This window comes from Rickettsia sp. MEAM1 (Bemisia tabaci), from assembly GCF_002285905.1.
Taxonomy (GTDB): Bacteria; Pseudomonadota; Alphaproteobacteria; order Rickettsiales; family Rickettsiaceae; genus Rickettsia.
Genome location: NZ_CP016305.1, coordinates 985,785 through 1,011,370, shown reverse-complemented (window position 1 = coordinate 1,011,370; position 25,586 = coordinate 985,785). Strand labels below are relative to the sequence as shown.

Below are 25,586 nucleotides of genomic sequence, written 5' to 3'. Positions count from 1 at the left end.
ATCAAATAAAAAGCAATAAACAAAATAAAAAATTAATAGAGGATTTATGGGAAAAGTAATAGGTATAGATCTTGGAACCACCAACTCTTGCGTTGCAGTGATGGAAGGTAAGGAGACAAAAGTAATAGAAAACTCTGAAGGTGAGCGAACTACACCGTCGATTATAGCTTTCGCAAATGGTGAAAAATTAGTTGGGCAGTCTGCTAAAAGACAGGCTGTAACTAACCCGCGTAATACTGTATATGCAGTAAAAAGATTAATCGGTAGAAATTTTACCGATCCAATGGTTAAAAAAGATCAAGAAATAGTGCCATATAATATAGTTAAAGCTGATAATGGTGATGCATGGGTTGAAGTTGAAGGGAAAAAACATTCACCTAGCCAAATTAGTGCTTTTATTTTACAAAAAATGAAAGAAACAGCTGAAAATTATTTAGGTGAAAAAGTAACACAAGCAGTTATTACTGTGCCTGCTTATTTTAATGATGCACAACGTCAAGCAACAAAGGATGCTGGTAAAATCGCAGGGCTTGAGGTTCTACGAATAATCAACGAACCAACTGCGGCAGCTCTTGCTTATGGTTTTGATAAATCAGCAAGTAAAACTATTGCGGTTTATGATCTTGGTGGCGGAACATTCGACGTTTCAATCCTTGAAATTGGTGATGGTGTTTTTGAAGTAAAATCAACTAACGGCGATACATTCCTTGGTGGTGAAGATTTTGATACAAGAGTATTAGAGCATTTAATAAATACATTCAAGAAAGAAAGTGGGATTGATTTACGTAACGATCCACTTGCACTTCAGCGTTTAAAAGAAGCAGCTGAGAAAGCTAAAAAAGAATTGTCATCTGCATTAACTACCGATATTAATTTGCCTTATATTACAGCTGATAGTAGCGGTCCAAAACATTTAAATATTAAATTTACTAGAGCGGAACTTGAAAAATTAGTTGATGATTTAATTGAGAAAACCATAGAACCTTGCCGCAAAGCTTTAAAGGACGCAGGCTTAAAAGCTGCCGATATTCAAGAAGTAGTTCTAGTTGGCGGTATGACCAGAATGCCGAAAGTACAAGATGCGGTGGAAAAATTCTTCGGGCGTGCTCCACATAAAGGCGTGAATCCTGATGAGGTTGTAGCTCTTGGGGCAGCTATTCAAGGTGGTGTATTAAATAAAGAAGTAACCGATATATTATTATTAGACGTTACACCTCTATCTCTTGGTATTGAAACTTTAGGCGGCGTATTTACAAGATTAATCGATCGTAACACCACGATCCCAAGTAAGAAAAGCCAAGTATTTTCTACTGCCGATGATAATCAGCACGCAGTAACTATTAGGGTATTCCAAGGTGAGCGTGAAATGGCAAAAGATAATAAAATGCTTGGTCAGTTTAATCTAGAAGGAATCCCTCCTGCTCCACGTGGCGTGCCGCAAATAGAAGTGACTTTTGACATTGATGCAAACGGCATAGTGCATGTTTCGGCTAAAGATAAAGCTAGCGGTAAAGAGCAGAGAGTCACAATACAGGCTTCTGGCGGTCTTAGCGATGCGGAAATCGAGCAAATGGTTAAGGATGCTGAGAAAAATGCCGATGAGGATAAAAAGCGTAAAGAGCTTATTGAAGCAAAAAATGCTGCTGATAGCTTAATTTATTCTACTGAAAAAACTTTAACAGATTATAGCGATAAATTATCGTCTGAAGATAAAGGAGCGGTAGAAGATGCTTTATCTGCTTTAAAAGCTGTTTTAGATTCAGAAGATGCTGCATTAATTAAAGAAAAAACAGAAAGCTTAACCGCTGCTAGTATGAAAATCAGCGAAGCAATGTATAAAGCACAAAGCGATGCTGGTGCTGCTGGTAGTGCTTCTGAAGAAAATACTGCTAGCAACGAAAAAGTAGTAGACGCAGACTTTGAAGATGTAGAGAAGAAGTAATTATATTAATATGTTAAGGTTTCTGGGTTATTCCCGCATAGGCGGGAATCCAGAAAAAACAACCTTACATAAAATTACTTATTTAGCAAAATAGACGTATAAAAACTTGTTTTTATATATCTTTACTTACTTCCCGCCTACGCGGGAATGACATTAAACCATATAATATAATTTCATGTCACAAGATTATTATCAAATCCTTGGAGTTAGCAAAACAGCAAGCAGTGCTGATCTTAAAAAAGCCTATCATAAGCTAGCTAAACAATATCACCCTGACAATGCAGCAGCTGGGGATACAAACGCCGAGAAAAAATTTAAAGAAATCAATGCCGCTTATGAAGTTTTGAAAGATGAGCAGAAAAGAGCAGCTTATGACCGATTTGGACATGATGCTTTCCAAAATCAACAAGCAAGAGGCGGAGCTGGCAGTCAAGGCGGTCATCCTTTCGGTGCTGATATCAACGATATATTTGGTGATTTCTTTAGCGACTTTATGGGCGGTGGTGGCAGAAGAAAGCCAACTTCAAGCAAGGTTAGAGGCTCTGATTTAAAATATAATCTTACGATTAATTTAGAAGAAGCATTTCACGGCATAGAGAAAAATATCAGTTTTTCCAGTGAAGTAAAATGCGACACTTGTCATGGTAGCGGCTCTGAAAAAGGTGAAACTGCAACTACTTGCGATGCTTGTGGCGGCGTAGGTGCAACTAGAGTTCAGCAAGGCTTTTTTATGATTGAACAAACTTGTCATAAATGTCAAGGTAATGGTCAAATCATCAAGAACCCTTGTAAAAAATGCCACGGCTTGGGGCGTTATCATAAGCAGCGAAACTTATCGATAAATATTCCCGCAGGTGTTGAAAATGGCACTCGAATAAGACATCCAGGCGAAGGCGAAGCTGGTATTAGAGGCGGCAATAATGGCGATTTATATGTTGATATTGCTATAAAGCCTCATGATATTTATAAGGTAGATGGAGCAAATTTACATTGCAAATTACCTATTAGTTTTGTAAATGCTGCCCTTGGCGGAGAAGTAGCGGTGCCGGTAATCGAAGGCGGCAAAGTTAATTTAACCATTCTGGCAGGTACACAAAATGGTGATCAGCTAAGATTACGTGGCAAAGGTATGTCTAAAATAAGATCAACTATTAGAGGCGATATGCTTGCACATGTGCATGTTGAGGTGCCTAAAAATTTATCAAAAAGACAAAAAGAATTATTAGAAGAATTGAGAAAAGAATCCGTAAATGAAAAAGAAAATGACGGAAGCTTTTTTAACAAAATGAAAAGTTTATGGTCATAAAATTAAGTTAACTTTTTTCTAGAAATAAAACCTCTGATGTTATAAATTATTAGTATCAATAATTATCAGAGGTTTTTTATGCCTTACAAAAACAATACCGACCTACCCGATTCAGTCAAAAATCATCTTCCAAAACATGCTCAAGATATTTATCGTGAAGCTTTTAACCATGCATTTGAACAATATAAATCTTCTGAAAAAAGACGGGATAACGATTCTAGAGAAACCGTTGCACATAAAGTAGCATGGTCAGCTGTGGAAAAGAAATATCATAAAAACGATAAGGGCGATTGGGTGAGTGATTAGTTTAAATTATTTTTCTTACAGTACCATAGTAACATTCTAGATTAGATTCACTCATGCAGAGAAAAAAAGAAGAATATTCAAAACTAAACAACCCTCAGCTATAAGCTGAGGGGTTATAAAGTGGAATCGATTAGAAATCGATCATCATTCACAGGTTCACCTTCCTGTTCATCAATATAGTGCTGTATCATTTCATCAGTTATATTACCTGAACTGACTGCCATATAGCCCCTAGCCCACAAATGATTGCCCCAAAATTGTTTTCGTAAATGAGTAAATTCTTGCAATAAAATTCTTGAGCTAATGCCTTTTAAATACTGTACTAACTTGCTAAGAGATATTTGCGGCTTATATGAGATAAACATATGTACGTGATCACATGATATTTTCCCTGAAATTATATGTACTTCATGTTCCATACAAATCTGCCTCAGTAAATCTCTAGTCCTTTCCGATACTTTGCCTATCAATATTCTCTTCCTATATTTTGGTATCCATATAAGATGCACTTTTAAATCATACTGACTATGACTATTCTTTCTATAACTTCTCATATTTCTTGATATAAATTCATTGCTAAAGCAATTTCATTATATCTTCCCTTCGCCTAAAGGCGAGGGATTTTTGATCCCCGAAGGGGGACATTAAAAAAGTAGCACTTCCTACTTTTAAAGTTTTTCAAAAAGAAGTAACTAGGAAATATCCTAATATTTCTATTAAAATTGATACTCAAACTATAATAAAAGAGATGGTTGACTCATTTTCAAAAGCTTTGTCTTCTTTATTTGAAGAAGATGATATAAAGTTTAATAATTTACATTATGCTGGAGGATATGTTTTAGGTTTTTTTTCATCTAATTTATGGACTCATTGGAAAGGTGAATATCTCTATCCTAAAATTCCAGAATATCAAAATCTAATGTTTTTAAGATCAATATATCTTTATAGTAAAATTGATTACATGCTTAACTATCAATATACTGATAAAATACAAAGAATTTATAATTATTTTACTCAATCCGATCAGAGTAATGTTATCCATGCGAATGATTCTAAGGACAACCTAGTGTTATTAGAAGATTTTAAAAAGCAAAAAAAAACTTATACTAATCAAAAATTTGCTGATTCGCTTACTAACTATTTAGAAAATTTACTTTTGCAAGAACATTATAAAGCTTTTGATAAAATTAATATAGATGATAACTTAAACAACATATGCAACCTTTTTGAAATAAATGAGATAATGGAATTAATTAGTTCTATTAAATCATCAAATTGAACCGACTATAGTATAATCGTTTTATTTGAAAAATTGGCTATGTCGTCTTTGTAAATCCTCAGATGCTCACGTACCTTTGTATGCTCTGCTCCTCGGCTTACAGACTCCATGCCCTTTTCCAAATAAAACTTCGTCTACCCAACTTTTCATTTATTAGCAGTATATCCTGAATTGAGATCAGATAGCTAGTTGTTCGCCAGTTTGCCTATTAGTTATAAGCGTTTGTATTAATGCATGTTGCCAAATCCAATTGAGTTTAATTATGTAGGATTGTTAATAATTCATCTTGTGTTTACGGTGCCAATGTGGGGATTTGAACCCCAGACCTACGCATTACGAATGCGCCGCTCTACCAGCTGAGCTACATCGGCAAGAATTTAAAATAAAAAAATTATTTTGAAAGTATTATTGTGGAAGTACTAGGCTCTATAAAGGAAAATTAATTTAATTTTTTGGTATTACTAATCAAGTATAGATATCGTCATAAGCTATACCACTGCAAGGAGCGTGGCAATCCAGGAAAAATAATAAAAATGCTATGCATTTTACTAGATTGCACACGTACAAAACTTATAGTTTTTCCTCGCAATGACGATATCTATTGCTTCGATGTCATTCCCGCATGAGGATTTGCTTGCGTGGATCGGAAAACGCCCTAAGGTAGTCATCTAGTTGCTTGGGAACTAGATCCAGAAAAACAACTAAAAATATCAATAATATTAATATTTTTAACTGGATCCCGTGAATAAATCACGGGATGACAGGAGGAAATAATCCATGCGGACAATGCCGCCACGGGATGAGAAAGGAAAAACTACTTCACGCAAGCACAACGACCATTTTAGGATGACATTTTACACTTTTTTCAAGCTATACAATAAAGCCTGAAACAAACTAGATTACAATACTAAAGATGCGTAGAAAATCTTAAGTGGAAATGCTGCGTATCGTCATATTTCTTCTTCTTAACCGCAAAACCCCAGTCCATTCTAATTGGTGCAAAGCGTGTTACCCAAATAAATCCGAAACCAACAGAAGCCCTAAGTGACTTATCATTATAGATACCATTTGGACTTTGATATTTCGCTTTATTTAAGCCTACTCCCCATAAGCTTCCTAAATCCATAAATACCGCACCAGTGAGGTTAAATTCTTCAGGTACTGGAGTTGGGAAGTTAAGTTCAGTAGAAAATGTATAATATCTTTTACCGCGTAAACCTTCGTTAGTAACTTTCTCGCGTGGTCCAACCCCACCGCTAGCAAAACCTCTTAAGCTATAATCACCTAAATTAAAGCGATCTGAAATTCTAATAACTCGTCCGCCGAGTGCTGCAATATCACCTCCAGAAGCAGATAGTTTTAAAGTAAGCTTATTTTGTATGAAAGATTTATAATATTTACCATCAACTTCATGTTTCAGATATTTATTATCACCTCCAATACCCGCATATTCTTGACTAATACTTACTAAATAACCATTCTTTGCAATAATTTTACTATCTCTTTGATCATAAGCAATAGTGTGACCAATAGCAGAAGTAATAAACTTACCCATTTGCTCCTGTAAAAATATTGAGCTTGATGGAGATGGAGCACTCAAGGTATCACGTTTAATTAAATAATCTATTTCGTGACTTAAATCTTCTTTAATTTCATAACCTAAGGAAGTTTTACCACCTACAGAATGCTGTCTATAATTTTGATCTGTGTTAGAAAGCACACTCTGACCACGACCGCTTTTATTGATAAATCCGCTTACACCTAGAGATAAATCACGATCTAAGAAATGTGGGTCAGTAATACCACCATAATAGCTTGTAGTATTTTTACTTACTTGCACACCAGCATTAAGTATTTTACCTGTACCTACTAAGTTACGCTCTAAGAAAGAGAAACGTCCAAATACCCCACCTGTGGTGTTATACCCTAAATCAAAACCAACAGAAGAAGTAGATTTTTCATCAACCTCAACATTTAAGTCATATTTATCTTTAGTTTTTGCTTGAGCAAAACTAATTCCTATCTTCTCAAAATAATCTAAGTTTCTAAGATTACGTTCTCCTTTTTCAATATAAGAACGGTTTAGTATATCATCTTCTTCAGATTTAAACTCTCTTCTTATAACATGATCTTCAGTTTTAAGATTATTAATAATATTAATTTTATTGATATAAACTTTATCGGCTTTCTCTATAATAAATTTAATATTAATTGTATGATCAGGATTTTTTACAATATCAGGATAAACATTCACTGCTGGATAGCCCACTGCTGTAAAATATTCTCCAATTTTATCAGCAATATTTTCAACTGTTTTCATATTGAAAACACTACCTTGCTTAATATTGACAATTTTATTAACAGGAGTTATATCAATATTGGTTAATTTGTTTTCTATTGTAACATTACCGAAATTATATTTTTCATCCTCTTCAAGAGAATATGTAAGAACGAAATATTCTTTGGTATTATTTAACTCAGCTGATACTGAAATTACTCTAAAATCTGCAAAACCAACTGATTGATAGAATTCTTTTAATAATTCTTTATCATATTCAATACGATCAGGTTCATAAGTATCATTACTATCTAAGAAACGAAACCAACGAGATTCCTTAGTTAAAACAACAGATTTAAGCTCTGAATCGCTATAATTTTCATTACCACTAAAATAAATATATTTAATACCAGTTTTTGGTCCTTCTGCGATATCAAAAATAACCTTAACTCTATTATTTTCTAAATCTTCAATTTTAGGTGTTACTATAGTAGCAAAACGACCACTACGTTTATAGATTTCTGATATTTTTTTTACATCTAATTCAATTTTAGCTTGGCTTAAAGACTCACCTGCCATTGTATAAATCTCTTTAGATAGCATATTAGCTTTTATTTTAGAGTTACCTCTAAACACTACGCTACTTATAAATGGAGTTTCAGTAACGCTAACAATTAAATTACCATCGCTTGACATATCCATTTTGATGTTTCTAAAAAGTGAAGTAGCATATAAGCGTTTTATTGCTTCGTCTTCTTTTAAACTATTATAACTTTCACCAGGTTTTAGCTTTAAATAGCTCTCAATAGTAGAGCGTTCAATTCTATGATTACCTTCTATAGTTATTTTACGAATAACTGAATCTGCTAAGGAAATGTTATAATAAAAAATTGTTACTGTTAAAATTGTTAATTTAATAATTGACCTGATTATCACCTAAAACCTTCTTATAAGATTTATTTAAAATTTTTGCGTTAAACGTACACTATAGTAAATAATATTAACTAGAGCAAGTAAATCTACCCACTTAAGAGAATAAATTTTTTATATCGTTAGAAAAAGAAATTACAGTAAGGAAAATTATTATCATTATACCTATTTGTAATAAAAGATTTCTAGCTTTAATATTCGGTAATTTACCTGTAACTGCTTCATATAATATGAATACTAAATGACCGCCATCAAGTACCGGTATAGGTAACAGATTAAGTAGTCCTAAATTTACTGAAAGCATTGCTATAAATAGTAAATACATCTCTATACTATGCTCTAAAGTTCTTCCTGATTCTTTTGCAATAGCTACCGGTCCACCTATTTCACTTACTGATCGCTTTCCTACAATCATTTGTAATGCTGCTTTTAAAGTTACCGCCGATACATCTATAGTATTAAATATTGCTTCTGATAAACTTGATAATATCCCTATTTTAGTGTGAACAGGTTCATTTTTAGCCATAATACCAATACGCAGTATTTTTCTAGCTTTTTCTACAACTACTTCTTCAGGAATTATACTAACAGTAAATTCTTCCCCTTTTCGCTCTATTAATAAAGTAGAAGAATTTAAACCATTAATTAGTATTTCTTTTTGTACATCAATAAAATCTTTAACTGCTTTATTATTGACTTTAACAATTCTATCGCCCTCTCGCAAATTAGCTTTTTCTGCTGGTGATTCAGCTATTACCTCCCCTATTACAGGCTGAATTTCTGGTTTACCGAAACAGAAATAAAATCCAGCAAATATTATTATGGCGAGTAAATAATTAATTAAAGGTCCTGCTGCAACTATTAAAAAACGCTCAAAACAGGATTTAGCATAAAACGCTACTTTTTCATTTATTTCTTGTGCTTTATCCATAATGTTTCGATCATAACCATAAATCTTAACATATCCACCAAGTGGCAATAAACAAATTTTCCATCTAACCCCTTTTGAGTCTGTAATACCGATTAATTCTTTGCCGAAACCTATCGAAAATTCTTTGATTTTTACATTAAAGAACCTTGCAACTGCATAATGCCCTAGCTCGTGGATAAACACCAAGATACTAATTGTTATAATAAATCCGACTATAGATAACATAATTTTTTTATTATTAATATGTAGGTAGACGAAGTTTAATTTGAAAAAGAGTAATCAGTCCATAAGTGCGAGACACGGAGCGTATACTTAAATACGTGAGTACCCCAGTATTTGTAGAACGATGTAGCCAATTTTTCAAATTAAACGAGTATACAAATAAGTAGTTTTAAAGTATAGTATATTTAAAACTTTATTTCTTTTTATGAGTTCAAATAAAATCAATAAGAAGTCGATTGCACGTATTGCAGCAATACAAGCTATATATCAACATATGTTACGGAACAATGATAATATAGATGATATAATAGAAAATGTACTTTCTTTTTATCGCAACGATACCTCTATGACTGATTCACCCATAAAAATATCACTAACTATAAGTCATTTTAAAATGTTGGTAAAGTTGGTATTTGAAAATATTGATAAAATAGATGAAATTATAAGTAATCATCTGGTAAATGATAAAAACCAAAATCACATACCTATTTTGCTACAGGCTTTATTACGCAGTGGTATATGTGAATTATTATTTTTTCCAGATATACCTACTAAAGTAATAATTAATGAATATACAGATATAGCAAATGATATGCTAAATGATCACGAAATAGGCTTTGTTAATTCTATATTAGATAAAATAGCACACAAAAATAAAAGATTTTATGACAAATAATTTAAGCGGTTATAGAAATAAGTTTGTTAGAGTTAAGACTTCTAAAAAACGCACTGTTTCTTCTAGTAACTGGCTAAGGCGTCAGTTAAATGATCCTTATGTTGCAAAAGCACGTATTGAGGGCTTTAGATCAAGAGCTGCATATAAACTCCTTGAAATTCATGAAAAATTTAAAATTTTTACTCCAAATATGAAAGTAGTGGATTTAGGAGCAGCTCCAGGAGGATGGAGTCAAGTAGCTTCTAAGCTCATTAAAGCTACGGATGGTAATTTAAAAAATAAAATAATTTCAGTCGATTTACTTGAAATCGAACCAATTCCTGGAGTTGAATCTTTTCAAAAAGATTTCTTTGAAAAAGATACTGAAGAATTGATTATACAAGCTTTAAAAGGCAAAGCTGATATAGTATTGAGTGATATGGCATCAAATACTATAGGTCATAAAGCTACCGATCATATAAGAACCTTGCTTTTATGCGAGCAAGCTTTTGAGTTTGCTTTAAAAGTCTTAAACCCTTCTGGTCATTTTATTGCCAAAATCTTTCGTGGTGGGACTGAAAATGAGCTTTTAAACAAAGTGAAACGCGAATTCTCTACTGTCAAACATTTTAAACCATCATCCAGCCGCAAAGAATCAACAGAAATTTACCTAGTTGCTCTAAATAAGAAATGAATTATTAATAATATTTAACTAAGTGGTTGACATTTATTTAAATATGCTTTATGGTAGTTTTTACTTAAGCTCTAGAAACCATAAAATATGGTAATTCAACTTAACAATGGAGAAAGTTAATGTTTTCTAAAATGTTTAATTATTTTGCTAGTAATAGTAAAACGCACCTTGATAATACTCAAGAATAAGCTATAAATTGTGGTCAGCATTCTGCTGAAGCAGCAAGTTACGCCGTAAAAACTTTACTACAAATTCTTTTAGGTCTTATTAATTTTAAAGAAATATCTGGATCAGTAATGACAGGATATGCCTTTGGGTTTGCTTTACCAGAATTTGCAAAGGTAATAGTAAAAAGCCTTGCTAGTACAATATTTTTCCACCCTACAGCTAGTATGATGGGTACTGTAGCAGTTACAGTAGCTGCTAATTCTGAAAATGTAGTAGAGTGCATAAAAAATACTGCTCATGCATTATATGACGCAGGTTCTACAGTTTATGAAGATACTTTATGTGCAGTAAATGGAGCAGCCGCAGCTGCAACTTTTGTTTATGATAATGTTTATAGTACCGACATGCAATTATCAGGAAATGCTATAGAAGCTGTATTATAAGTTTTCTATCAATTAAGTAAGGTAAAATTAAAGTTTCTTTACCTTACTTAATAATTCCTCTCGCCCTTTCTTCAAAAGCTACAATCATTTTTTCGGTTATTTTAATAAAATAGCTACCAACTAATTTCTCGAGCATTCTAGACTTCATTTCGAAATCAATAAAAAATTTTAGCTCAGTCCCTATAGGATGAGAAGTAAATTGCCAAGTACTTTTTAAATATTTAAAAGGACCAGAAATAGCCAAGGTATTAATGAAATATTCTTTATCATCTATTATTTTATTAGTAACATGAGAACGATAACTTTCTGAAAAACCTTTTAACTGAATCACAAGATCCGCGACGATTTCTTCACTATTTTCTGAAATAACCCTGCTAGCTACACACCAAGGTAGAAATTTAGGATAAGATTTTATATCCCAAACTAAATTAAATAATTCCTGAGGTTTATAAGGTAAGATTTTTGTTTGTTCAAATGATGGCATTATGTAGTTCTTTTCTTTTAAAATAGCAATTTTATACTCTTTTTAAAAGAAAAGAATAAAAGGAAATGATAATATAAACTTCAATAGAAAAAATATTAATGTCCCCCTTCGGGGATCAAAAATCCCTCGCCTTTAGGCGAAGGGAAGATATAATGAAATTGCTTTAGCAATGAATTTATATCAAGAAATATGAGAAGTTATAGAAAGAATAGTCATAGTCAGTATGATTTAAAAGTGCATCTTATATGGATACCAAAATATAGGAAGAGAATATTGATATGCAAAGTATCGGAAAGGACTAGAGATTTACTGAGGCAGATTTGTATGGAACATGAAGTACATATAATTTCAGGGAAAATATCATGTGATCACGTACATATGTTTATCTCATATAAGCCGCAAATATCTCTTAGCAAGTTAGTACAGTATTTAAAAGGCATTAGCTCAAGAATTTTATTGCAAGAATTTACTCATTTACGAAAACAATTTTGGGGCAATCATTTGTGGGCTAGGGGCTATATGGCAGTCAGTTCAGGTAATATAACTGATGAAATGATACAGCACTATATTGATGAACAGGAAGGTGAACCTGTGAATGATGATCGATTTCTAATCGATTCCACTTTATAACCCCTCAGCTTATAGCTGAGGGTTGTTTAGTTTTCAACTAGATTATCTTGACTAAATCATAATAACATGCTCTTATTTCAAGTATAATCAAACTAAATAATAAAATTAATTTGATTTATTAAGAAAAATTTATTACACTATTAATGTCCCCCTTCGGGGATCAAAAATCCCTCGCCTTTAGGCGAAGGGAAGATATAATGAAATTGCTTTAGCAATGAATTTATATCAAGAAATATGAGAAGTTATAGAAAGAATAGTCATAGTCAGTATGATTTAAAAGTGCATCTTATATGGATACCAAAATATAGGAAGAGAATATTGATATGCAAAGTATCGGAAAGGACTAGAGATTTACTGAGGCAGATTTGTATGGAACATGAAGTACATATAATTTCAGGGAAAATATCATGTGATCACGTACATATGTTTATCTCATATAAGCCGCAAATATCTCTTAGCAAGTTAGTACAGTATTTAAAAGGCATTAGCTCAAGAATTTTATTGCAAGAATTTACTCATTTACGAAAACAATTTTGGGGCAATCATTTGTGGGCTAGGGGCTATATGGCAGTCAGTTCAGGTAATATAACTGATGAAATGATACAGCACTATATTGATGAACAGGAAGGTGAACCTGTGAATGATGATCGATTTCTAATCGATTCCACTTTATAACCCCTCAGCTTATAGCTGAGGGTTGTTTAGTTTTTATTAACATATTCATTGATCAAGATGGAAAATCCAACACAAAAATTTATATCTTTTTCAGAACATAAAGCTGATATAGAGCGTATAAAACAAGCAATAGAAGAAGAAGGATGGGCAATAGTAAAACTAGTGCCTAATAAGGGACGTTTTATTGGTCTTTTGGAAAAAATTTCACATGCAGAAGATGAGGAAACCGTATATATCCCGCCGAGAAAAAAATATTAGTTAACTAAACAACCCTCAGCTATAAGCTGAGGGGTTATAAAGTGGAATCGATTAGAAATCGATCATCATTCACAGGTTCACCTTCCTGTTCATCAATATAGTGCTGTATCATTTCATCAGTTATATTACCTGAACTGACTGCCATATAGCCCCTAGCCCACAAATGATTGCCCCAAAATTGTTTTCGTAAATGAGTAAATTCTTGCAATAAAATTCTTGAGCTAATGCCTTTTAAATACTGTACTAACTTGCTAAGAGATATTTGCGGCTTATATGAGATAAACATATGTACGTGATCACATGATATTTTCCCTGAAATTATATGTACTTCATGTTCCATACAAATCTGCCTCAGTAAATCTCTAGTCCTTTCCGATACTTTGCATATCAATATTCTCTTCCTATATTTTGGTATCCATATAAGATGCACTTTTAAATCATACTGACTATGACTATTCTTTCTATAACTTCTCATATTTCTTGATATAAATTCATTGCTAAAGCAATTTCATTATATCTTCCCTTCGCCTAAAGGCGAGGGATTTTTGATCCCCGAAGGGGGACATTAAGCTTAAATAATCATGATATCTTTTCCGAAAGAATAAATATAGATCAATATTTAACTGAAAGTAAACTTGTAGAAGCAAATGGTATTTTAAATTTAAAATTGGGTATTAAGAAAGACTCGCAATTTTATTTAGATGGAGCACATTTATTGCGAAGAAATATGTTAATTTATAGTATCAGCTCATTTTTAACTCTTTAAATATTAGTCTCTATATATTTTAAAATATACAATACCATACAGCAGAATTTTAGAATTTTACATCAAGAAATATATGAAGAAACTGAAATAAATACAGCATTGATAAATAATAATAAAGCCGATCATGACTTAAGAAAGCTCTTTATAAAAAAATTAACAGAAATATATTTAAAACAAGAATTAGGATATACATACAATCCAAATGATTTTCCATTTAAGAATCAACTTTTTCCTATAAACTTAACTGATTTATCCCTTACTAAAATTAATATTGAAAATTTAATCAAGCTATTACAAGGATATTTCGCTCCTTATTTTGCTAAAATTGGTATTAGAACTACTAACAATATAAAAGAGATTGAAATTAACTGCTCTCTTGAAGTTTTTTATCAATTAATATTTAGCTTGGTATTTAATTTGGTAAAATTTATAGATAGGCAAAGCAATATTCCTCAAATAATTAAGATAGATTTTAACCAAGATAAAATTACTATTACTAACGATTGTTTTTCATTAGATGAAAAGAAAATGATTAAATTATCTGATATTATAATAGAAGAATATACAGATCTTTTTATTTTAAATTGTTACAAGATATTTAAATCGTTAAATGAACATAAATTTAAATATAATATCTTCTCGCATGATGGCTCACACTTAATAGAAATAGTGTATCCTCCATTAAATAACTCTAATTTAAATACAGGGAAGATATTAGATTTCACTAAATATTTAAACAATAAAAACTAAATATCATATTGAATATTTTTCTTGGACACGCTGATGTAATATCCATTCAATAATTTTATTATCAATAGATTCATCAGGTGTAGGGCGGTAGTAATTAAATACTTCATTTAAGGTTTGAGAAAATTCTGTTTCAGAAACTACTAGATTTAATTTTTTTATTGTTTTTATTATCTCAGGCAAGATTTTTTGAAATAAGATATAATCATCTTGACCAAGGTAATCATTAACTTTAATATTAGGATTATATAAATCCTTAATTAAAACACCTAAAGTATCAGCTATTGTTTGTAGAATCTCTGCGGAAGGTTTTCTGGATATACCTTTAATAATGTTATAAACACTATTTTTCTTTAGCTCTGCCTTTCTCTCAAGTTCTGTAATTTGAATATTACGTTCCTTTATGAATTTATATAAATTCTTTTGCAATACTGTATCTGACATGAGTTTCAAATTATAGTTGATATTTTATTTTAAAAGTGGTTATTATAATTACATGTATGTAATTGAGAAATATTATTGCTAAAATATAATCAATTTAGATAAGTTTTAAACTAGGCATAAATTAACTAGTAAACGCTAGTAACAACTTACCTTATAAATCCATATAAATTGATTATAAAACTAACAATACTATCCAGTTGAATACAAATGTAATATAAAAACATAAATTCATTATTTTAACTAAAATAATGTTGTTAGAACATATCATATGTCTTTTAAAAAAGGCAAGAAGATAATCATACCTAAATATACTCTAGGTATCAATATATTGCATTTTGTTACGAGAATATAGAAAAACAGAATATCTATACATCAAAATTCATCTCAACTTAATTACTTGCTATTTTTTTATGCCTTAGTAATTTAAGCTCTTACTTTAAAGGCACCAAATATAGAAAATAAGGAGAATATTTTGTGAATTCTATAAGAACAAATTTTTTGGGGTTGGGAAAAATATAGACATAAATTTAAAAAATATTTTTAGACAAGTAAATGAAACAACCGAAATATTTAATACATTTCTTATAGATAAAAATTTTACTGATGAGTGGGATGATGAAGATGATTTTGATGATGGTGTATGGATAGAAGTTCCACTTATAGAATCGAAAGAAATCTAAATCAATATATTTGCATGTCACTAGTTAATTTTTAAAGTAAATTTTTGAAAATTCCTTATACGTTAATGATAATTTATAATATAATTTAGTTAAACTATATTATTTAATTATGTCAAACGATAATTCTCAAGCTACCCCTCCTCTTTCTAAGCAACAATTATTTGCTTTTTTTGGTATGGTTGTTGGTATGTTTATGTCAGTGCTTGACATCCAAATTGTTGCAAGCTCACTATCCGTAATAGCAGCAGGACTTGCGGCTTCAAGTGATGAACTTTCTTGGGTTCAAACGTCTTATTTAATAGCTGAAGTTATCATAATTCCGATTACGGGATTCTTAGCAAGATTACTTTCCACTAGAATCTCTTACTTTGTTGCAGCTCTTGGCTTTACGATTATGAGCGTATTATGCTCACTTGCAACGAATATTGAATCAATGATTATCTTTAGAGCGTTACAAGGATTTTTCGGCGGTGCTATGATACCAACAGTTTTTAGCACTGTTTTTATAATTTTTCCGCCATCACAACGCCCTAAAATCACTATATTAATTGGGCTTGTTGTAACAGTAGCACCAACTTTAGGTCCAACACTTGGAGGATATATTACAGAAATTTTATCATGGCATTTTATGTTCTTGTTAAATGTCATACCTGGTATTTTTGTATGTAGCGTAGTTTTTTTATATGGGAATTTTGACAAACCAAATTACAACTTACTGAAAAATTTTGATTTCCTTGGCATAGCAATTATGGCTTTGACTCTTGGTTTACTACAATATGTTTTAGAGGAAGGTAATAAAAAAGGCTGGCTTGAGGATAATTTAATATTATTTTTAAGTATTGCGGTAGCTTTAGGATTTATTTTGCTAATAATCAGAGAACTAACTTTTATAAACCCGATTTTAGATTTAAAAACATTTCTTTATAAAGATTTTACGTTTGGCTGTCTCTATTCTTTTGTTATGGGTATAGGATTATATGGAGCAGTATATATATTACCATTATTCTTATTTACCATAGCAGGTTATGATACTCTGCAAATTGGTGCTACTATGATGGTAACGGGAATAGCACAATTTTTATCAGCACCACTAGCTGGAAGAATGTTAGGAGCGGGCGTAGATTTAAGGCTAATGCTGATTATAGGACTTGGAGGCTTTGCACTTGGATGTCACTTAAATAGCTTTCTAACACCTGATTCTAAATTTGCTGAATTTGTATTACCACAATTCGTTAGGGGACTTTCCTTAATGTTTTGCTTCATACCAACTAATAATATTGCTCTTGGTAATATGCCTAGGGAAAAAGTAGGGAATGCGAGCGGTCTTTATAACCTTACTCGTAATCTTGGAGGAGCGGTAGGACTAGCAGTAATTAGTACTATACTAACTAATGATACTAAAATTTTTATGCAATATCTATCAGAAAATATTCCCTCCACTTCTATAATGGCAATGGAGCAATTAGATTCATACACCGCATTATTAAGCGGAAAAGTATTTAATCCAGAAAAAGCCTCATATTTATTATTGGCTAATAAAATAAATACGGATGCATTTGTAATTGCAATAAATAATATATTTAATATGATAGCGTTATTATTTATACTTATAATGCTGCTAATTCCTTTTACTTCAAATATCAAGCTATCAGGAAATACTAATGCCCACTAAAATTTCAATTATATTATATTTTCCTTGGTTATTTTGGGAAATATGCAAGTCAGCTTTCTCAGTTATTAAAATAATTTGGCAAAGAAATATAGTTGTAGAACCAGTTTTTGAATGGGTTGATGCAGAAGGACTAAAAGATATCGGTGAAATAATATATGGTAACTCAATTACTTTAACTCCCGGTACAGTAACATTAGACATAAATAATAATATGTTATTAGTGCATGCACTCGATAAATCATCGATTGATGATTTACATAATGGTAAAATGATTAAAAAAATTAAAAGAATTTTGAGGATATGACATCAAATTTAAAATATAAGCGGGTTTTGTTGAAAGTTTCAGGTGAGGCTTTGATGGGTGATAAGCAATTTGGTCATGATTATGATACAATAAAAAAGATTGCTGAAGACATTAAAGAACTTATTGATTTAGGTGTAGAAGTTGCCATCGTAGTTGGCGGCGGAAATATTTATCGAGGGATTAATGCAGCATTAGTTGGTATGGATCGAGCATCAGCCGATTATATAGGTATGCTCGCAACAGTTATTAATGCTTTAACACTGCAAAATGTTATAGAAAGCCTAGACATCTATACAAGAGTTCTATCGGCTATTCCAATGATGACCGTATGCGAGCCATATATTCGTCGCAGAGCTAAAAGACATATGGAAAAAGGTCGGGTAATAATTTTTGCCGGCGGCACTGGTAATCCGTTTTGTACAACCGATAGTGCAGCCGTACTACGTGCAATAGAAATGAATTGTGATGTTTTGCTAAAAGCAACGCAAGTTGATGGTGTATATGATTCTGATCCGAAAAAAAATCCGAATGCTAAAAAATATTTCACTATTAACTACAAAGATGTTATAACTAACAACCTACAAGTTATGGATTTAGCAGCTATAGCAGTTGCAAGAGAAAATAAGCTACCTATAAGGGTATTTTCAATAAAAGAAAAAGGTAACATTGCTAAGGTAGTTCAAGATCAAGGGGAATATACTACAATCGAAGATTAGTATATTGCTCGTAAGAATTAGCTGGAAAACGTCATTGCGAGGAGGCATTGTTGCGTGGATCGAAAAACGTGTACCATATCATCCCGTGCGCTTGTAACGGGATCTTGTGCCATAGAATGTGTCCTGAGATACCTAAGGTACAAGCTAGCTAGTATGACAGACTTTTTTCCTGGATTCCCGCCGTTGCTAAGAATGACAATGGTGAAGCAATACTGCCACTTTTATACACTAAAATAATAACATATGGATAAAAAATTATGGATAAAGCAACTCTTAAGAAAAATTTACAAGAAAAAATGGATAAGGCTTTAAAAGTTTTAGATCATGAGCTTAAAGGACTTCGTACCGGCAGAGCTTCAGTTAATTTACTTGATAGCGTAACTGTAGAAGCTTATGGCGATAGAATGCCACTCTCACAAGTTGCCTCTCTAACAACTCCAGATGCACGAACAATTAACGTGCAGGTCTGGGATAAATCTATGGTATCATCAGTAGAAAAAGCAATTACAGTAGCAAATCTTGGCTTAACTCCATCATCAGATGGGCAATTAATTAGACTACCTATACCAGCTTTAACGGAAGAAAGACGTAAAGAACTTGCAAAACTTGCTCATAAATATGGTGAAGATACTAAAATTTCATTGCGTAATATTAGAAGAGACGGCAATGAAGAACTTAAAAAAATGGGAAAAGATAATATTATAGCAAAAGATGAACATCATAGTTTAGCAGAACAGGTACAAAAACTAACTGATGAATATAGTAGCAAAGTTGATTCGGCGATAAAGCAGAAAGAGCAAGAAATAATGACTGTGTGATAATTCAATTGTCATTCCGAGCGACTGCAAGGAGCGTGGCAATCTCATAAAGCAAACTCCTGAAATTGCCGCGTCGATTCTACGAATCTCCTCGCAATGACGATTTGGTATCCACGAAACAACCGAATAAAGAAAACAAAATAAATTATGATTACAAAAGAAGAAGTAAAAAAAATAGCAAAGCTTGCAAGGCTTAAATTTGAGGAAGATAAGGTAGAGGAATTTTCTAGCAGGCTTAGCTCTATAATGGATATGATCGATATTTTAAATGAAATAGATTGCACCGATGTTAAGCCTTTAACTTCTGTTTGTGAAATGCAAGCAAGAATGAGAGCTGATGAAGTTACAAGCAAAGACCATTCAAATGAATTATTTGATAATGTTCAGGGGGCTAGCAAGCAGCTTGCTAAAGAAGTGAAATATTTTATTACTCCAAAGGTTGTTGAATAATATGACGGAATTAAATAAGTTAAGTGTAGCAGATAGCCTAAAAGGCTTAAAGAATAAAGAATTTACCAGCAAAGAATTAGTTAATGCTCATATTAAGCAAATAGAAAAACATAAAAACCTAAATGCTTATGTTACAGAGACTTTTGATCTAGCTTTAAATCAAGCAGAAGCAGCTGATCAAAATTATGCCAAGAATCAGCCGAGAACTCTTGAGGGAATACCTTTCGCTGCTAAAGATCTTTTTTGTACAAAAGGGATTAGAACAACTGCTTGTTCTAATATATTAAGAGAGTTTATTCCTAATTATGAATCAGGTGTTACGCAGAATATTTTTAATAAAGGCGGGGTAATGCTCGGTAAAACCAATATGGACGAATTCGCTATGGGATCAGCAAATATTACTAGCTGTTTTGGTAATGTAATTAGCCCATGGAAAGCAAACGACGATAATGCCGATTTAGTTCCAGGTGGTTCCTCGGGCGGATCAGCTGCGGCAGTAAGCGGCTTTATGGCTAACGCTGCTCTTGGTAGTGATACAGGCGGTTCGGTGCGTCAGCCAGCAAGCTTTACTGGTTTAGTTGGGTTCAAGCCTACATATGGACGCTGCTCAAGATATGGTATGGTATCGTTTGCAAGTTCTCTTGATCAGGCTGGTATATTTACCCGAAGCGTTTTAGATAGCACTATTATGCTTGAAGCAATGATGGGTTTTGATGAAAGAGATTCTACTTCTATTAAGGCAGAAGTACCGCAATTACAACCTGCTATCGGAAGTTCTATAAAAGGCATGAAAATAGGCGTACCTCTAAGTCTTGGAGAGGGCGGAATTATCGAACCTGATATTATGAAGATGTGGCACTCTACTATAGAGCTGCTTAAGAATGCTGGTGCTGAAATAGTTGATATTTCTCTGCCACATGCTAAATATGGTGTGGCTGTCTATTATGTTATAGCACCTGCTGAAGCCTCTTCAAACTTATCTAGATATGACGGCGTAAGGTATGGGCTTAGAGTAGAGAAAGAAAATATGAGCCTAGACGAGATGTATGAAATAACGAGATCGTCCGGTTTTGGTGATGAAGTAAAACGCCGTATCATGATCGGGACATATGTACTTTCTTCTAGCTTTATGGATGCATATTATTTAAAAGCACAAAAAGTGCGTAGGCTTGTTGCTGATGATTTTAATAATGCTTTTGCAAAAGTAGATGCTATTTTACTGCCATCTGCTCCAACAGAAGCATTTAGAATCGGTGAAAAACAAAATGATCCAACTATTATGTATTTAAATGATTTATTTACCATTCCTGCAAGTTTAGCAGGGCTGCCTTGTGTTTCAGTGCCGGCAGGCTTGTCAAACAGAGGGCTACCACTTGGTATGCAAGTTATAGGTAAGCAATTAGATGAATATAATGTTTTAAGAGTAGCATCTGCCATAGAGTCAGGTGTTAAACATATTAAATTTGAGCCGAAAGGATTTTAATTATGGCATATATTGAAGGTAGTAGCGGAAAATGGGAATATGTAATTGGGCTTGAAATTCACGCTCAAATTTCCTCAAAATCTAAGCTTTTTTCAGGCAGCGGTACAACATTTGCAGCAAGCCCAAATTCACAAGTATCTTACGTTGATGCGGCAATGCCAGGTATGCTACCAGTACTTAATGAGTATTGTGTTCATCAAGCGATTAAAACAGGTCTTGGACTTAAGGCAAAGGTAAATAAATATTCTGTATTTGATCGTAAGAATTATTTTTATGCCGATCTGCCGCAAGGTTACCAGATCTCTCAGTTTTATTATCCGATAGTGCAGGATGGTACTATGGAAATATCAACAAGTACTGGTGAGCTGAAAACTATCCGTATTAATCGCTTGCATCTAGAGCAAGATGCTGGTAAGTCTATGCATGATCAATCACCGCATTATAGCTTTATAGATTTAAACCGTGCAGGTATTGGACTTATGGAAATCGTAACCGAACCTGATATATCTTCACCCGATGAAGCAGCAGAATTTGTTAAGAAGCTCAGAAGCTTGCTTCGTTATGTTGGTAGCTGTGATGGGGATATGGAAAAAGGTTCTATGCGTTGTGATGCTAATGTATCGGTAAGGCGTACAGGTGAACCCCTTGGAACAAGATGCGAGATTAAGAATATCAACTCAATACGTAATATTGTCAGAGCTATAGAGTTTGAAGCTAAAAGACAAGTAGATTTGATTGAAAATGGTGAATCTGTAATCCAAGAAACACGCTTGTTTAATGCCGATAGTGATGAGACAAAAACGATGCGTTCGAAAGAAGAAGCAGCTGATTATCGCTATTTCCCTGATCCTGATTTATTACTGGTTATTCTTTCTGATGAGCTGATAAATGAATTAAAAGCAAGCTTGCCTGAGCTACCAGATCAGAAAATAGATAAATATATAACCAAATTCGGTTTAAGCAAATATGATGCTGAAGTAATCGTAGCTGATGAGTCGGCTGCTAAATATTTCGAAGAAGCAGCAAATAAATGTGATCCTAAACTGCTTGCTAACTGGTTAATTAATGAATTGTTTGGACAGCTTAATAAAGCTTCGACCGAAATAAGCGAGTGTAAAATTACGCCTAACGATTTTGCAAAATTAATTAAATTGATAGAAGATAATATCATATCCGGTAAAATTGCTAAGACTGTTTTCGAAATTATGTTTGAAACCGGTAAAGCAGCTGATAAAATTGTAGAAGAACAAGGGCTAGTACAAGTTTCAGACTCTAATGTACTAAATGCTGTAATTGACGAAGTAATCAGCGAAAACCCTGATTCGGTTGAAGGATATAGAGGCGGTAAGGATAAATTATTCGGCTTTTTCGTTGGTCAAGTAATGAAAAAAACCGGCGGTAAGGCAAACCCTGGTCTTGTGAATCAGCTGTTGAAGGATAAGCTTGGTTCATAGTTATCCTTTGTCATCCCGCACACTTGTAGCGGGATCTCAGTATACAGACTGGAACACAAGATCCCGCTACAAGTGTGCGGGATGATGCATGGTAAAAACATTCAAACTAAAATATTACTCTTTATGAAATTTTTTAAAGTACTTTTATTATCTTTATTATTAATTTCTTGTGAAAAAAAAGAGCAAGAAGCAACTTTAATCGTTGGAACTTCAGCAGACAATCCACCCTATGAATTTATTCAAAATGGTAAAATTGTTGGGATTGATATAGATATTATCAACGCAATAGGCGAGCGTTTAAATACAAGAGTCATTATAAAAAACTTTGACTTTAATGGCTTACTTGCAGCTTTGGTAAGCGAAAATATCGATATTGCAGTTGCAGAACTTTCAGTAACACCAGAACGTGCGGAATATATCAGCTTTTCCGATAATTATGCTACAGCAAAATTTGCTGTATTATACAGGTTAGAGGACAATGTACAAAGTATTGGTGATTTAGATAACAAAATAATTGGTGTGCAATTAGGTAGTGTATTAGAAAAAAAAGCTGAAGAGCTTTCTAAAACAATGAATATTAAAGTTCATTCCTTAGCAAATAGTTTAATGTTAGTTGAAGAATTAAAAGCTAAAGTCGTAGATGTTATTATTTCTGAAGAGTTTCAAAATAAAAAGTTACAAGAATCAAATCCGAATTTAGCAAGTTATACTTTAGAGGAATTTTCTTCAGAATTTGCTTTAGGCTTGTCTAAAAATTCAGGATTAATTAAAGAAATTAATGAAGCTATAGATTCATTGAAAAAAGATGGTACTATCAATAAAATTATGAAGAAATGGCTGGGACAGTAACAGAAAATCAATTTAAAGATGCTATGAGCTGTTTTCCTGCTGGAGTAACAATCATAACTACTAATTTAAATAATAAGTTTTTTGGCTTTACTGCTAGTTCTTTCACCTCCGTATCTTTAAAACCGCCATTAGTATTATTTTGTCTTAATAAAAATTCTTTTAGCATAAAAGGTTTTGAAAACAGTAGTAAATTTGCCATTAGTATTTTAGCAGACAATCAAGTTGATATTTCAGAACATTTTGCAAAATCACATACTGATAAATTTGCAGCAATTGCCTATGAACTTGGACCTGCTACTTCTTGTCCTTTAATAAATGGAGCTATTTGTCATATAGAATGCCTAAAGCATGCCACCTATGATGGCGGTGATCATGTTATATTTATTGGTAAAGTAATAAATACTGCTATTAAAAACGACTCAAAACCTTTAATATATCATCATAAATCTTACATAAAATTAATATGATTATAAATATAGGTCTTAGCGGTGCTACTGGTAAAATGGGTAGAACTATTTTAGAGAGAATAGATAACTTTAAAAATTGTAAAATTTCAGCAAAATTTAATAGCACCCATGATTTACATGAGCTAAATGATTTATGTAAAAATTCTGACATAGTTATTGATTTCTCTACTTCTGAAATATTAGAAAAATTAGTTGATAGTGCTTTAAAATATGATACCAAATTAGTAATTGGAACTACCGGTCTTACTTCCTCACAGTTTAAACTTTTAGAAAAAGCAGCAAAAACCTTACCTATTTTATATTCTGCAAATATGAGTATAGGTGCTAATTTACTCGGTTATTTAGCAAAAGAAGCAACAAAAATATTGAATGATTACGATATTGAGATTTTAGAAGCTCATCATCGGGCTAAAAAAGATGCTCCTTCAGGCACTGCTATTATGCTTGCTGAAATGATTACAGCTGAAAAAGAACTAGATATAACATTTAACCGAGGCAATAAAACAAGAAGAAATAATGAAATCGGTATTTCTTCGCTTCGTGGCGGTAATGTACACGGCACTCATGAAATATTTTTCTTAGGCGATGATGAAACTATTAATTTGAAGCATGAAGCTCTTAACAAGAATTCTTTTGCCGATGGGGCAATAAGGGCGGCAATTTGGCTACAAGATAAACAAGCTGGTTTATATTCTATGCTCGATTTTTATAAAAATTTAATTAATTATCACTTGAAAAAGCCCATTTAAAGGACTATATTATACTATATAAACATAATCTTAAGGTTTCTTATGATCGATTATACAAAAACTTTGACAGCTTCATCATCTAAAAACAAAACTTTTGATGAAGGTCTAAGAAAATATATGCTTAAAGTATATAATTATATGGCTTTAGCATTATTACTAACTGGCATAGCTGCGGTAACAACTATATCAGTTGAGCCTTTATATAATTTAATGTTTCAAACAGGTTTTGGAACGCTTATAATGTTTGCTCCTCTTGGCATCGCTTTATATTTCTTTATGGGATTTGGGCGTATGAACTTGCAAACAGCACAAATATTATTTTGGGTTTATGCCGCTTTAACAGGTATGTCTCTTTCATATTTAGCTCTTGTCTATACTGGTGAATCAATAGCTCGTACTTTCTTTATTTGTGCTTCTGTTTTTGGAGCAATGAGCCTATATGGTTATAGCACAAATAGAGATTTAACATCTATGGGTTCATTTTGTGCAATGGGTCTTATAGGTCTTATAATTGCTTCATTAGTTAATATGTTCCTAAAAAGTTCAGGTCTTTCTTTTGCTACTTCTCTCATAGGAATAGTTGTATTTATGGGTTTAATTGCTTGGGATACTCAAAAAATTAAATCTATGTATTACATGGCAGGAAATGATGAAACAGGACAAAAGCTTTCTATTATGGCAGCTTTTACATTATATCTAGACTTCATAAATCTTTTCTTATATCTAATGAGATTTTTAGGCAACAGAAGAGATTAATATATACTCATTTTATTTGACATTGTCTTT

General features: G+C 32.5%; 28 protein-coding genes and 1 tRNA gene. 22 read left to right on the top strand and 7 right to left on the bottom strand.

All coding sequences use genetic code 11. The features are described 5' to 3' along the window. Positions 1–46: 46 nt before the first annotated feature. The 3 genes from dnaK to BA173_RS05370 all read left to right on the top strand — a co-directional run bounded on the left by dnaK (position 47) and on the right by BA173_RS05370 (position 3,554). Positions 47–1,942, top strand: a complete 1,896-nt coding sequence (dnaK, locus tag BA173_RS05380) for a molecular chaperone DnaK (RefSeq protein WP_016948471.1) — start codon at positions 47–49, stop codon at positions 1,940–1,942. A gap of 175 nt (positions 1,943–2,117) precedes the next feature. Further along, positions 2,118–3,248: a molecular chaperone DnaJ gene (dnaJ, locus tag BA173_RS05375; protein ID WP_016947775.1), complete on the top strand. Its 1,131-nt coding sequence runs from the start codon at positions 2,118–2,120 to the stop codon at positions 3,246–3,248. 78 nt (positions 3,249–3,326) lie between these two features. Next, positions 3,327–3,554: a ChaB family protein gene (locus tag BA173_RS05370; protein WP_016947774.1), complete on the top strand. Its 228-nt coding sequence runs from the start codon at positions 3,327–3,329 to the stop codon at positions 3,552–3,554. 113 nt (positions 3,555–3,667) lie between these two features. Here the strand turns inward: BA173_RS05370 and tnpA (BA173_RS05365) are convergent, their stop codons facing one another. Continuing rightward, entirely contained in the window at positions 3,668–4,108 is a 441-nt protein-coding gene (gene tnpA / locus BA173_RS05365) for an IS200/IS605 family transposase (RefSeq protein WP_095568239.1), read from the bottom strand. 194 nt (positions 4,109–4,302) lie between these two features. Between tnpA (BA173_RS05365) and BA173_RS05360 the strand changes: the two genes are divergently transcribed. Beyond that, a complete protein-coding gene (locus tag BA173_RS05360) occupies positions 4,303–4,833 on the top strand; it encodes a hypothetical protein (RefSeq protein ID WP_016947805.1) in 531 nt (176 codons plus the stop codon). Between the two features lie 298 nt (positions 4,834–5,131). Here BA173_RS05360 and BA173_RS05350 read toward each other — a convergent pair. The 3 genes from BA173_RS05350 to rseP form a co-directional block, all read right to left on the bottom strand. Next, positions 5,132–5,204, bottom strand: a tRNA-Thr gene (locus tag BA173_RS05350). Positions 5,205–5,740: 536 nt separating this feature from the next. After that, positions 5,741–8,047 (bottom strand): outer membrane protein assembly factor BamA, encoded by a 2,307-nt coding sequence (bamA, locus tag BA173_RS05345; RefSeq protein ID WP_016947665.1) that lies wholly within the window; start codon positions 8,045–8,047, stop codon positions 5,741–5,743. Between the two features lie 91 nt (positions 8,048–8,138). Further along, positions 8,139–9,197 carry an RIP metalloprotease RseP gene (rseP, locus tag BA173_RS05340; RefSeq protein WP_016947664.1) on the bottom strand — a complete coding sequence of 353 codons (1,059 nt, stop codon included), beginning with the start codon at positions 9,195–9,197 and terminating at the stop codon, positions 8,139–8,141. A 202-nt stretch (positions 9,198–9,399) separates the two neighbouring features. Between rseP and nusB the strand changes: the two genes are divergently transcribed. From nusB to BA173_RS08565, 3 genes are all read left to right on the top strand, one after another. Beyond that, complete coding sequence (gene nusB / locus BA173_RS05335) at positions 9,400–9,870, top strand: transcription antitermination factor NusB (protein WP_016947663.1); 471 nt, start codon at positions 9,400–9,402, stop codon at positions 9,868–9,870. Next, positions 9,860–10,543, top strand: a complete 684-nt coding sequence (locus tag BA173_RS05330; protein WP_016947662.1) for an RlmE family RNA methyltransferase — start codon at positions 9,860–9,862, stop codon at positions 10,541–10,543. The genes nusB and BA173_RS05330 overlap by 11 nt, the downstream gene beginning before the upstream one ends. A 296-nt stretch (positions 10,544–10,839) precedes the next feature. Beyond that, a complete protein-coding gene (locus BA173_RS08565; RefSeq protein ID WP_016947661.1) occupies positions 10,840–11,154 on the top strand; it encodes a hypothetical protein in 315 nt (104 codons plus the stop codon). A gap of 43 nt (positions 11,155–11,197) precedes the next feature. On the opposite strand, the gene BA173_RS05320 is transcribed toward BA173_RS08565, so the two are convergent. Beyond that, positions 11,198–11,638 carry a type II toxin-antitoxin system RatA family toxin gene (locus BA173_RS05320; protein WP_016947660.1) on the bottom strand — a complete coding sequence of 147 codons (441 nt, stop codon included), beginning with the start codon at positions 11,636–11,638 and terminating at the stop codon, positions 11,198–11,200. A 189-nt stretch (positions 11,639–11,827) separates the two neighbouring features. Here BA173_RS05320 and tnpA (BA173_RS05315) point away from each other — a divergent pair, with 189 nt between their 5' ends. The 3 genes from tnpA (BA173_RS05315) to BA173_RS05305 all read left to right on the top strand — a co-directional run bounded on the left by tnpA (BA173_RS05315) (position 11,828) and on the right by BA173_RS05305 (position 13,201). Beyond that, positions 11,828–12,268 carry an IS200/IS605 family transposase gene (gene tnpA, locus BA173_RS05315; protein WP_095568314.1) on the top strand — a complete coding sequence of 147 codons (441 nt, stop codon included), beginning with the start codon at positions 11,828–11,830 and terminating at the stop codon, positions 12,266–12,268. 234 nt (positions 12,269–12,502) lie between these two features. Continuing rightward, positions 12,503–12,943, top strand: a complete 441-nt coding sequence (gene tnpA, locus BA173_RS05310) for an IS200/IS605 family transposase (RefSeq protein ID WP_095568314.1) — start codon at positions 12,503–12,505, stop codon at positions 12,941–12,943. A 57-nt stretch (positions 12,944–13,000) separates the two neighbouring features. After that, positions 13,001–13,201, top strand: coding sequence for a DUF2674 domain-containing protein (locus tag BA173_RS05305; protein WP_016948550.1), 201 nt, complete (start codon positions 13,001–13,003; stop codon positions 13,199–13,201). Positions 13,202–13,235: 34 nt separating this feature from the next. Here BA173_RS05305 and tnpA (BA173_RS05300) read toward each other — a convergent pair whose 3' ends face one another. Then, positions 13,236–13,676 carry an IS200/IS605 family transposase gene (gene tnpA / locus BA173_RS05300; RefSeq protein ID WP_095568314.1) on the bottom strand — a complete coding sequence of 147 codons (441 nt, stop codon included), beginning with the start codon at positions 13,674–13,676 and terminating at the stop codon, positions 13,236–13,238. A 390-nt stretch (positions 13,677–14,066) separates the two neighbouring features. Here tnpA (BA173_RS05300) and BA173_RS05295 point away from each other — a divergent pair, with 390 nt between their 5' ends. After that, positions 14,067–14,717, top strand: coding sequence for a hypothetical protein (locus BA173_RS05295; protein ID WP_016948549.1), 651 nt, complete (start codon positions 14,067–14,069; stop codon positions 14,715–14,717). A 3-nt stretch (positions 14,718–14,720) separates the two neighbouring features. On the opposite strand, the gene BA173_RS05290 is transcribed toward BA173_RS05295, so the two are convergent. Beyond that, positions 14,721–15,158, bottom strand: coding sequence for a helix-turn-helix domain-containing protein (locus BA173_RS05290; RefSeq protein ID WP_068041494.1), 438 nt, complete (start codon positions 15,156–15,158; stop codon positions 14,721–14,723). Positions 15,159–15,947: 789 nt separating this feature from the next. Here BA173_RS05290 and BA173_RS05285 point away from each other — a divergent pair. From BA173_RS05285 to BA173_RS05235, 11 genes are all read left to right on the top strand, one after another. Beyond that, on the top strand, positions 15,948–17,510 hold the full coding sequence (locus tag BA173_RS05285; protein ID WP_016948547.1) for a DHA2 family efflux MFS transporter permease subunit: 1,563 nt from the start codon (positions 15,948–15,950) through the stop codon (positions 17,508–17,510). Further along, positions 17,494–17,814, top strand: coding sequence for a monovalent cation/H+ antiporter subunit E (locus BA173_RS05280; protein WP_068041491.1), 321 nt, complete (start codon positions 17,494–17,496; stop codon positions 17,812–17,814). The genes BA173_RS05285 and BA173_RS05280 overlap by 17 nt, the downstream gene beginning before the upstream one ends. Beyond that, positions 17,811–18,530: a UMP kinase gene (gene pyrH / locus BA173_RS05275; RefSeq protein WP_016948546.1), complete on the top strand. Its 720-nt coding sequence runs from the start codon at positions 17,811–17,813 to the stop codon at positions 18,528–18,530. The genes BA173_RS05280 and pyrH overlap by 4 nt, the downstream gene beginning before the upstream one ends. Before the next feature lie 257 nt (positions 18,531–18,787). Next, positions 18,788–19,348 (top strand): ribosome recycling factor, encoded by a 561-nt coding sequence (gene frr / locus BA173_RS05270; RefSeq protein ID WP_016948545.1) that lies wholly within the window; start codon positions 18,788–18,790, stop codon positions 19,346–19,348. A gap of 147 nt (positions 19,349–19,495) precedes the next feature. Continuing rightward, the gene (gene gatC, locus BA173_RS05265; protein WP_016947883.1) at positions 19,496–19,798 is read left to right on the top strand and encodes an Asp-tRNA(Asn)/Glu-tRNA(Gln) amidotransferase subunit GatC; all 303 of its coding nucleotides are present in this window, start codon (positions 19,496–19,498) and stop codon (positions 19,796–19,798) included. A 1-nt stretch (position 19,799) separates the two neighbouring features. Continuing rightward, positions 19,800–21,281, top strand: coding sequence for an Asp-tRNA(Asn)/Glu-tRNA(Gln) amidotransferase subunit GatA (gene gatA / locus BA173_RS05260; RefSeq protein WP_068041488.1), 1,482 nt, complete (start codon positions 19,800–19,802; stop codon positions 21,279–21,281). Positions 21,282–21,283: 2 nt separating this feature from the next. After that, positions 21,284–22,735 carry an Asp-tRNA(Asn)/Glu-tRNA(Gln) amidotransferase subunit GatB gene (gatB, locus tag BA173_RS05255; protein WP_068041485.1) on the top strand — a complete coding sequence of 484 codons (1,452 nt, stop codon included), beginning with the start codon at positions 21,284–21,286 and terminating at the stop codon, positions 22,733–22,735. Between the two features lie 123 nt (positions 22,736–22,858). Further along, the gene (locus tag BA173_RS05250; RefSeq protein ID WP_068041497.1) at positions 22,859–23,584 is read left to right on the top strand and encodes an ABC transporter substrate-binding protein; all 726 of its coding nucleotides are present in this window, start codon (positions 22,859–22,861) and stop codon (positions 23,582–23,584) included. Beyond that, complete coding sequence (locus tag BA173_RS05245; protein ID WP_016947679.1) at positions 23,569–24,051, top strand: flavin reductase family protein; 483 nt, start codon at positions 23,569–23,571, stop codon at positions 24,049–24,051. The genes BA173_RS05250 and BA173_RS05245 overlap by 16 nt, the downstream gene beginning before the upstream one ends. Next, complete coding sequence (dapB, locus tag BA173_RS05240; RefSeq protein ID WP_068041500.1) at positions 24,051–24,800, top strand: 4-hydroxy-tetrahydrodipicolinate reductase; 750 nt, start codon at positions 24,051–24,053, stop codon at positions 24,798–24,800. Before BA173_RS05245 ends, dapB begins: the two co-directional genes overlap by 1 nt. Positions 24,801–24,842: 42 nt before the next feature. Next, positions 24,843–25,556: a Bax inhibitor-1/YccA family protein gene (locus BA173_RS05235; RefSeq protein WP_016947677.1), complete on the top strand. Its 714-nt coding sequence runs from the start codon at positions 24,843–24,845 to the stop codon at positions 25,554–25,556. Positions 25,557–25,586 lie beyond the last annotated feature (30 nt).

Excerpts from the sequence above, each read along its gene's own strand:
- dnaK (WP_016948471.1), top strand. The coding sequence starts at position 47 with ATGGGAAAAGTAATAGGTATAGATCTTGGAACCACCAACTCTTGCGTT.
- dnaJ (WP_016947775.1), top strand. The coding sequence starts at position 2,118 with ATGTCACAAGATTATTATCAAATCCTTGGAGTTAGCAAAACAGCAAGC.
- BA173_RS05370 (WP_016947774.1), top strand. The coding sequence starts at position 3,327 with ATGCCTTACAAAAACAATACCGACCTACCCGATTCAGTCAAAAATCAT.
- tnpA (WP_095568239.1), bottom strand. The coding sequence starts at position 4,108 with ATGAGAAGTTATAGAAAGAATAGTCATAGTCAGTATGATTTAAAAGTG.
- BA173_RS05360 (WP_016947805.1), top strand. The coding sequence starts at position 4,303 with ATGGTTGACTCATTTTCAAAAGCTTTGTCTTCTTTATTTGAAGAAGAT.
- rseP (WP_016947664.1), bottom strand. The coding sequence starts at position 9,197 with ATGTTATCTATAGTCGGATTTATTATAACAATTAGTATCTTGGTGTTT.
- nusB (WP_016947663.1), top strand. The coding sequence starts at position 9,400 with ATGAGTTCAAATAAAATCAATAAGAAGTCGATTGCACGTATTGCAGCA.
- BA173_RS05330 (WP_016947662.1), top strand. The coding sequence starts at position 9,860 with ATGACAAATAATTTAAGCGGTTATAGAAATAAGTTTGTTAGAGTTAAG.
- BA173_RS08565 (WP_016947661.1), top strand. The coding sequence starts at position 10,840 with ATGACAGGATATGCCTTTGGGTTTGCTTTACCAGAATTTGCAAAGGTA.
- BA173_RS05320 (WP_016947660.1), bottom strand. The coding sequence starts at position 11,638 with ATGCCATCATTTGAACAAACAAAAATCTTACCTTATAAACCTCAGGAA.
- tnpA (WP_095568314.1), top strand. The coding sequence starts at position 11,828 with ATGAGAAGTTATAGAAAGAATAGTCATAGTCAGTATGATTTAAAAGTG.
- tnpA (WP_095568314.1), top strand. The coding sequence starts at position 12,503 with ATGAGAAGTTATAGAAAGAATAGTCATAGTCAGTATGATTTAAAAGTG.
- BA173_RS05305 (WP_016948550.1), top strand. The coding sequence starts at position 13,001 with ATGGAAAATCCAACACAAAAATTTATATCTTTTTCAGAACATAAAGCT.
- tnpA (WP_095568314.1), bottom strand. The coding sequence starts at position 13,676 with ATGAGAAGTTATAGAAAGAATAGTCATAGTCAGTATGATTTAAAAGTG.
- BA173_RS05290 (WP_068041494.1), bottom strand. The coding sequence starts at position 15,158 with ATGTCAGATACAGTATTGCAAAAGAATTTATATAAATTCATAAAGGAA.
- BA173_RS05285 (WP_016948547.1), top strand. The coding sequence starts at position 15,948 with ATGTCAAACGATAATTCTCAAGCTACCCCTCCTCTTTCTAAGCAACAA.
- pyrH (WP_016948546.1), top strand. The coding sequence starts at position 17,811 with ATGACATCAAATTTAAAATATAAGCGGGTTTTGTTGAAAGTTTCAGGT.
- frr (WP_016948545.1), top strand. The coding sequence starts at position 18,788 with ATGGATAAAGCAACTCTTAAGAAAAATTTACAAGAAAAAATGGATAAG.
- gatC (WP_016947883.1), top strand. The coding sequence starts at position 19,496 with ATGATTACAAAAGAAGAAGTAAAAAAAATAGCAAAGCTTGCAAGGCTT.
- gatA (WP_068041488.1), top strand. The coding sequence starts at position 19,800 with ATGACGGAATTAAATAAGTTAAGTGTAGCAGATAGCCTAAAAGGCTTA.
- gatB (WP_068041485.1), top strand. The coding sequence starts at position 21,284 with ATGGCATATATTGAAGGTAGTAGCGGAAAATGGGAATATGTAATTGGG.
- BA173_RS05250 (WP_068041497.1), top strand. The coding sequence starts at position 22,859 with ATGAAATTTTTTAAAGTACTTTTATTATCTTTATTATTAATTTCTTGT.
- BA173_RS05245 (WP_016947679.1), top strand. The coding sequence starts at position 23,569 with ATGGCTGGGACAGTAACAGAAAATCAATTTAAAGATGCTATGAGCTGT.
- BA173_RS05235 (WP_016947677.1), top strand. The coding sequence starts at position 24,843 with ATGATCGATTATACAAAAACTTTGACAGCTTCATCATCTAAAAACAAA.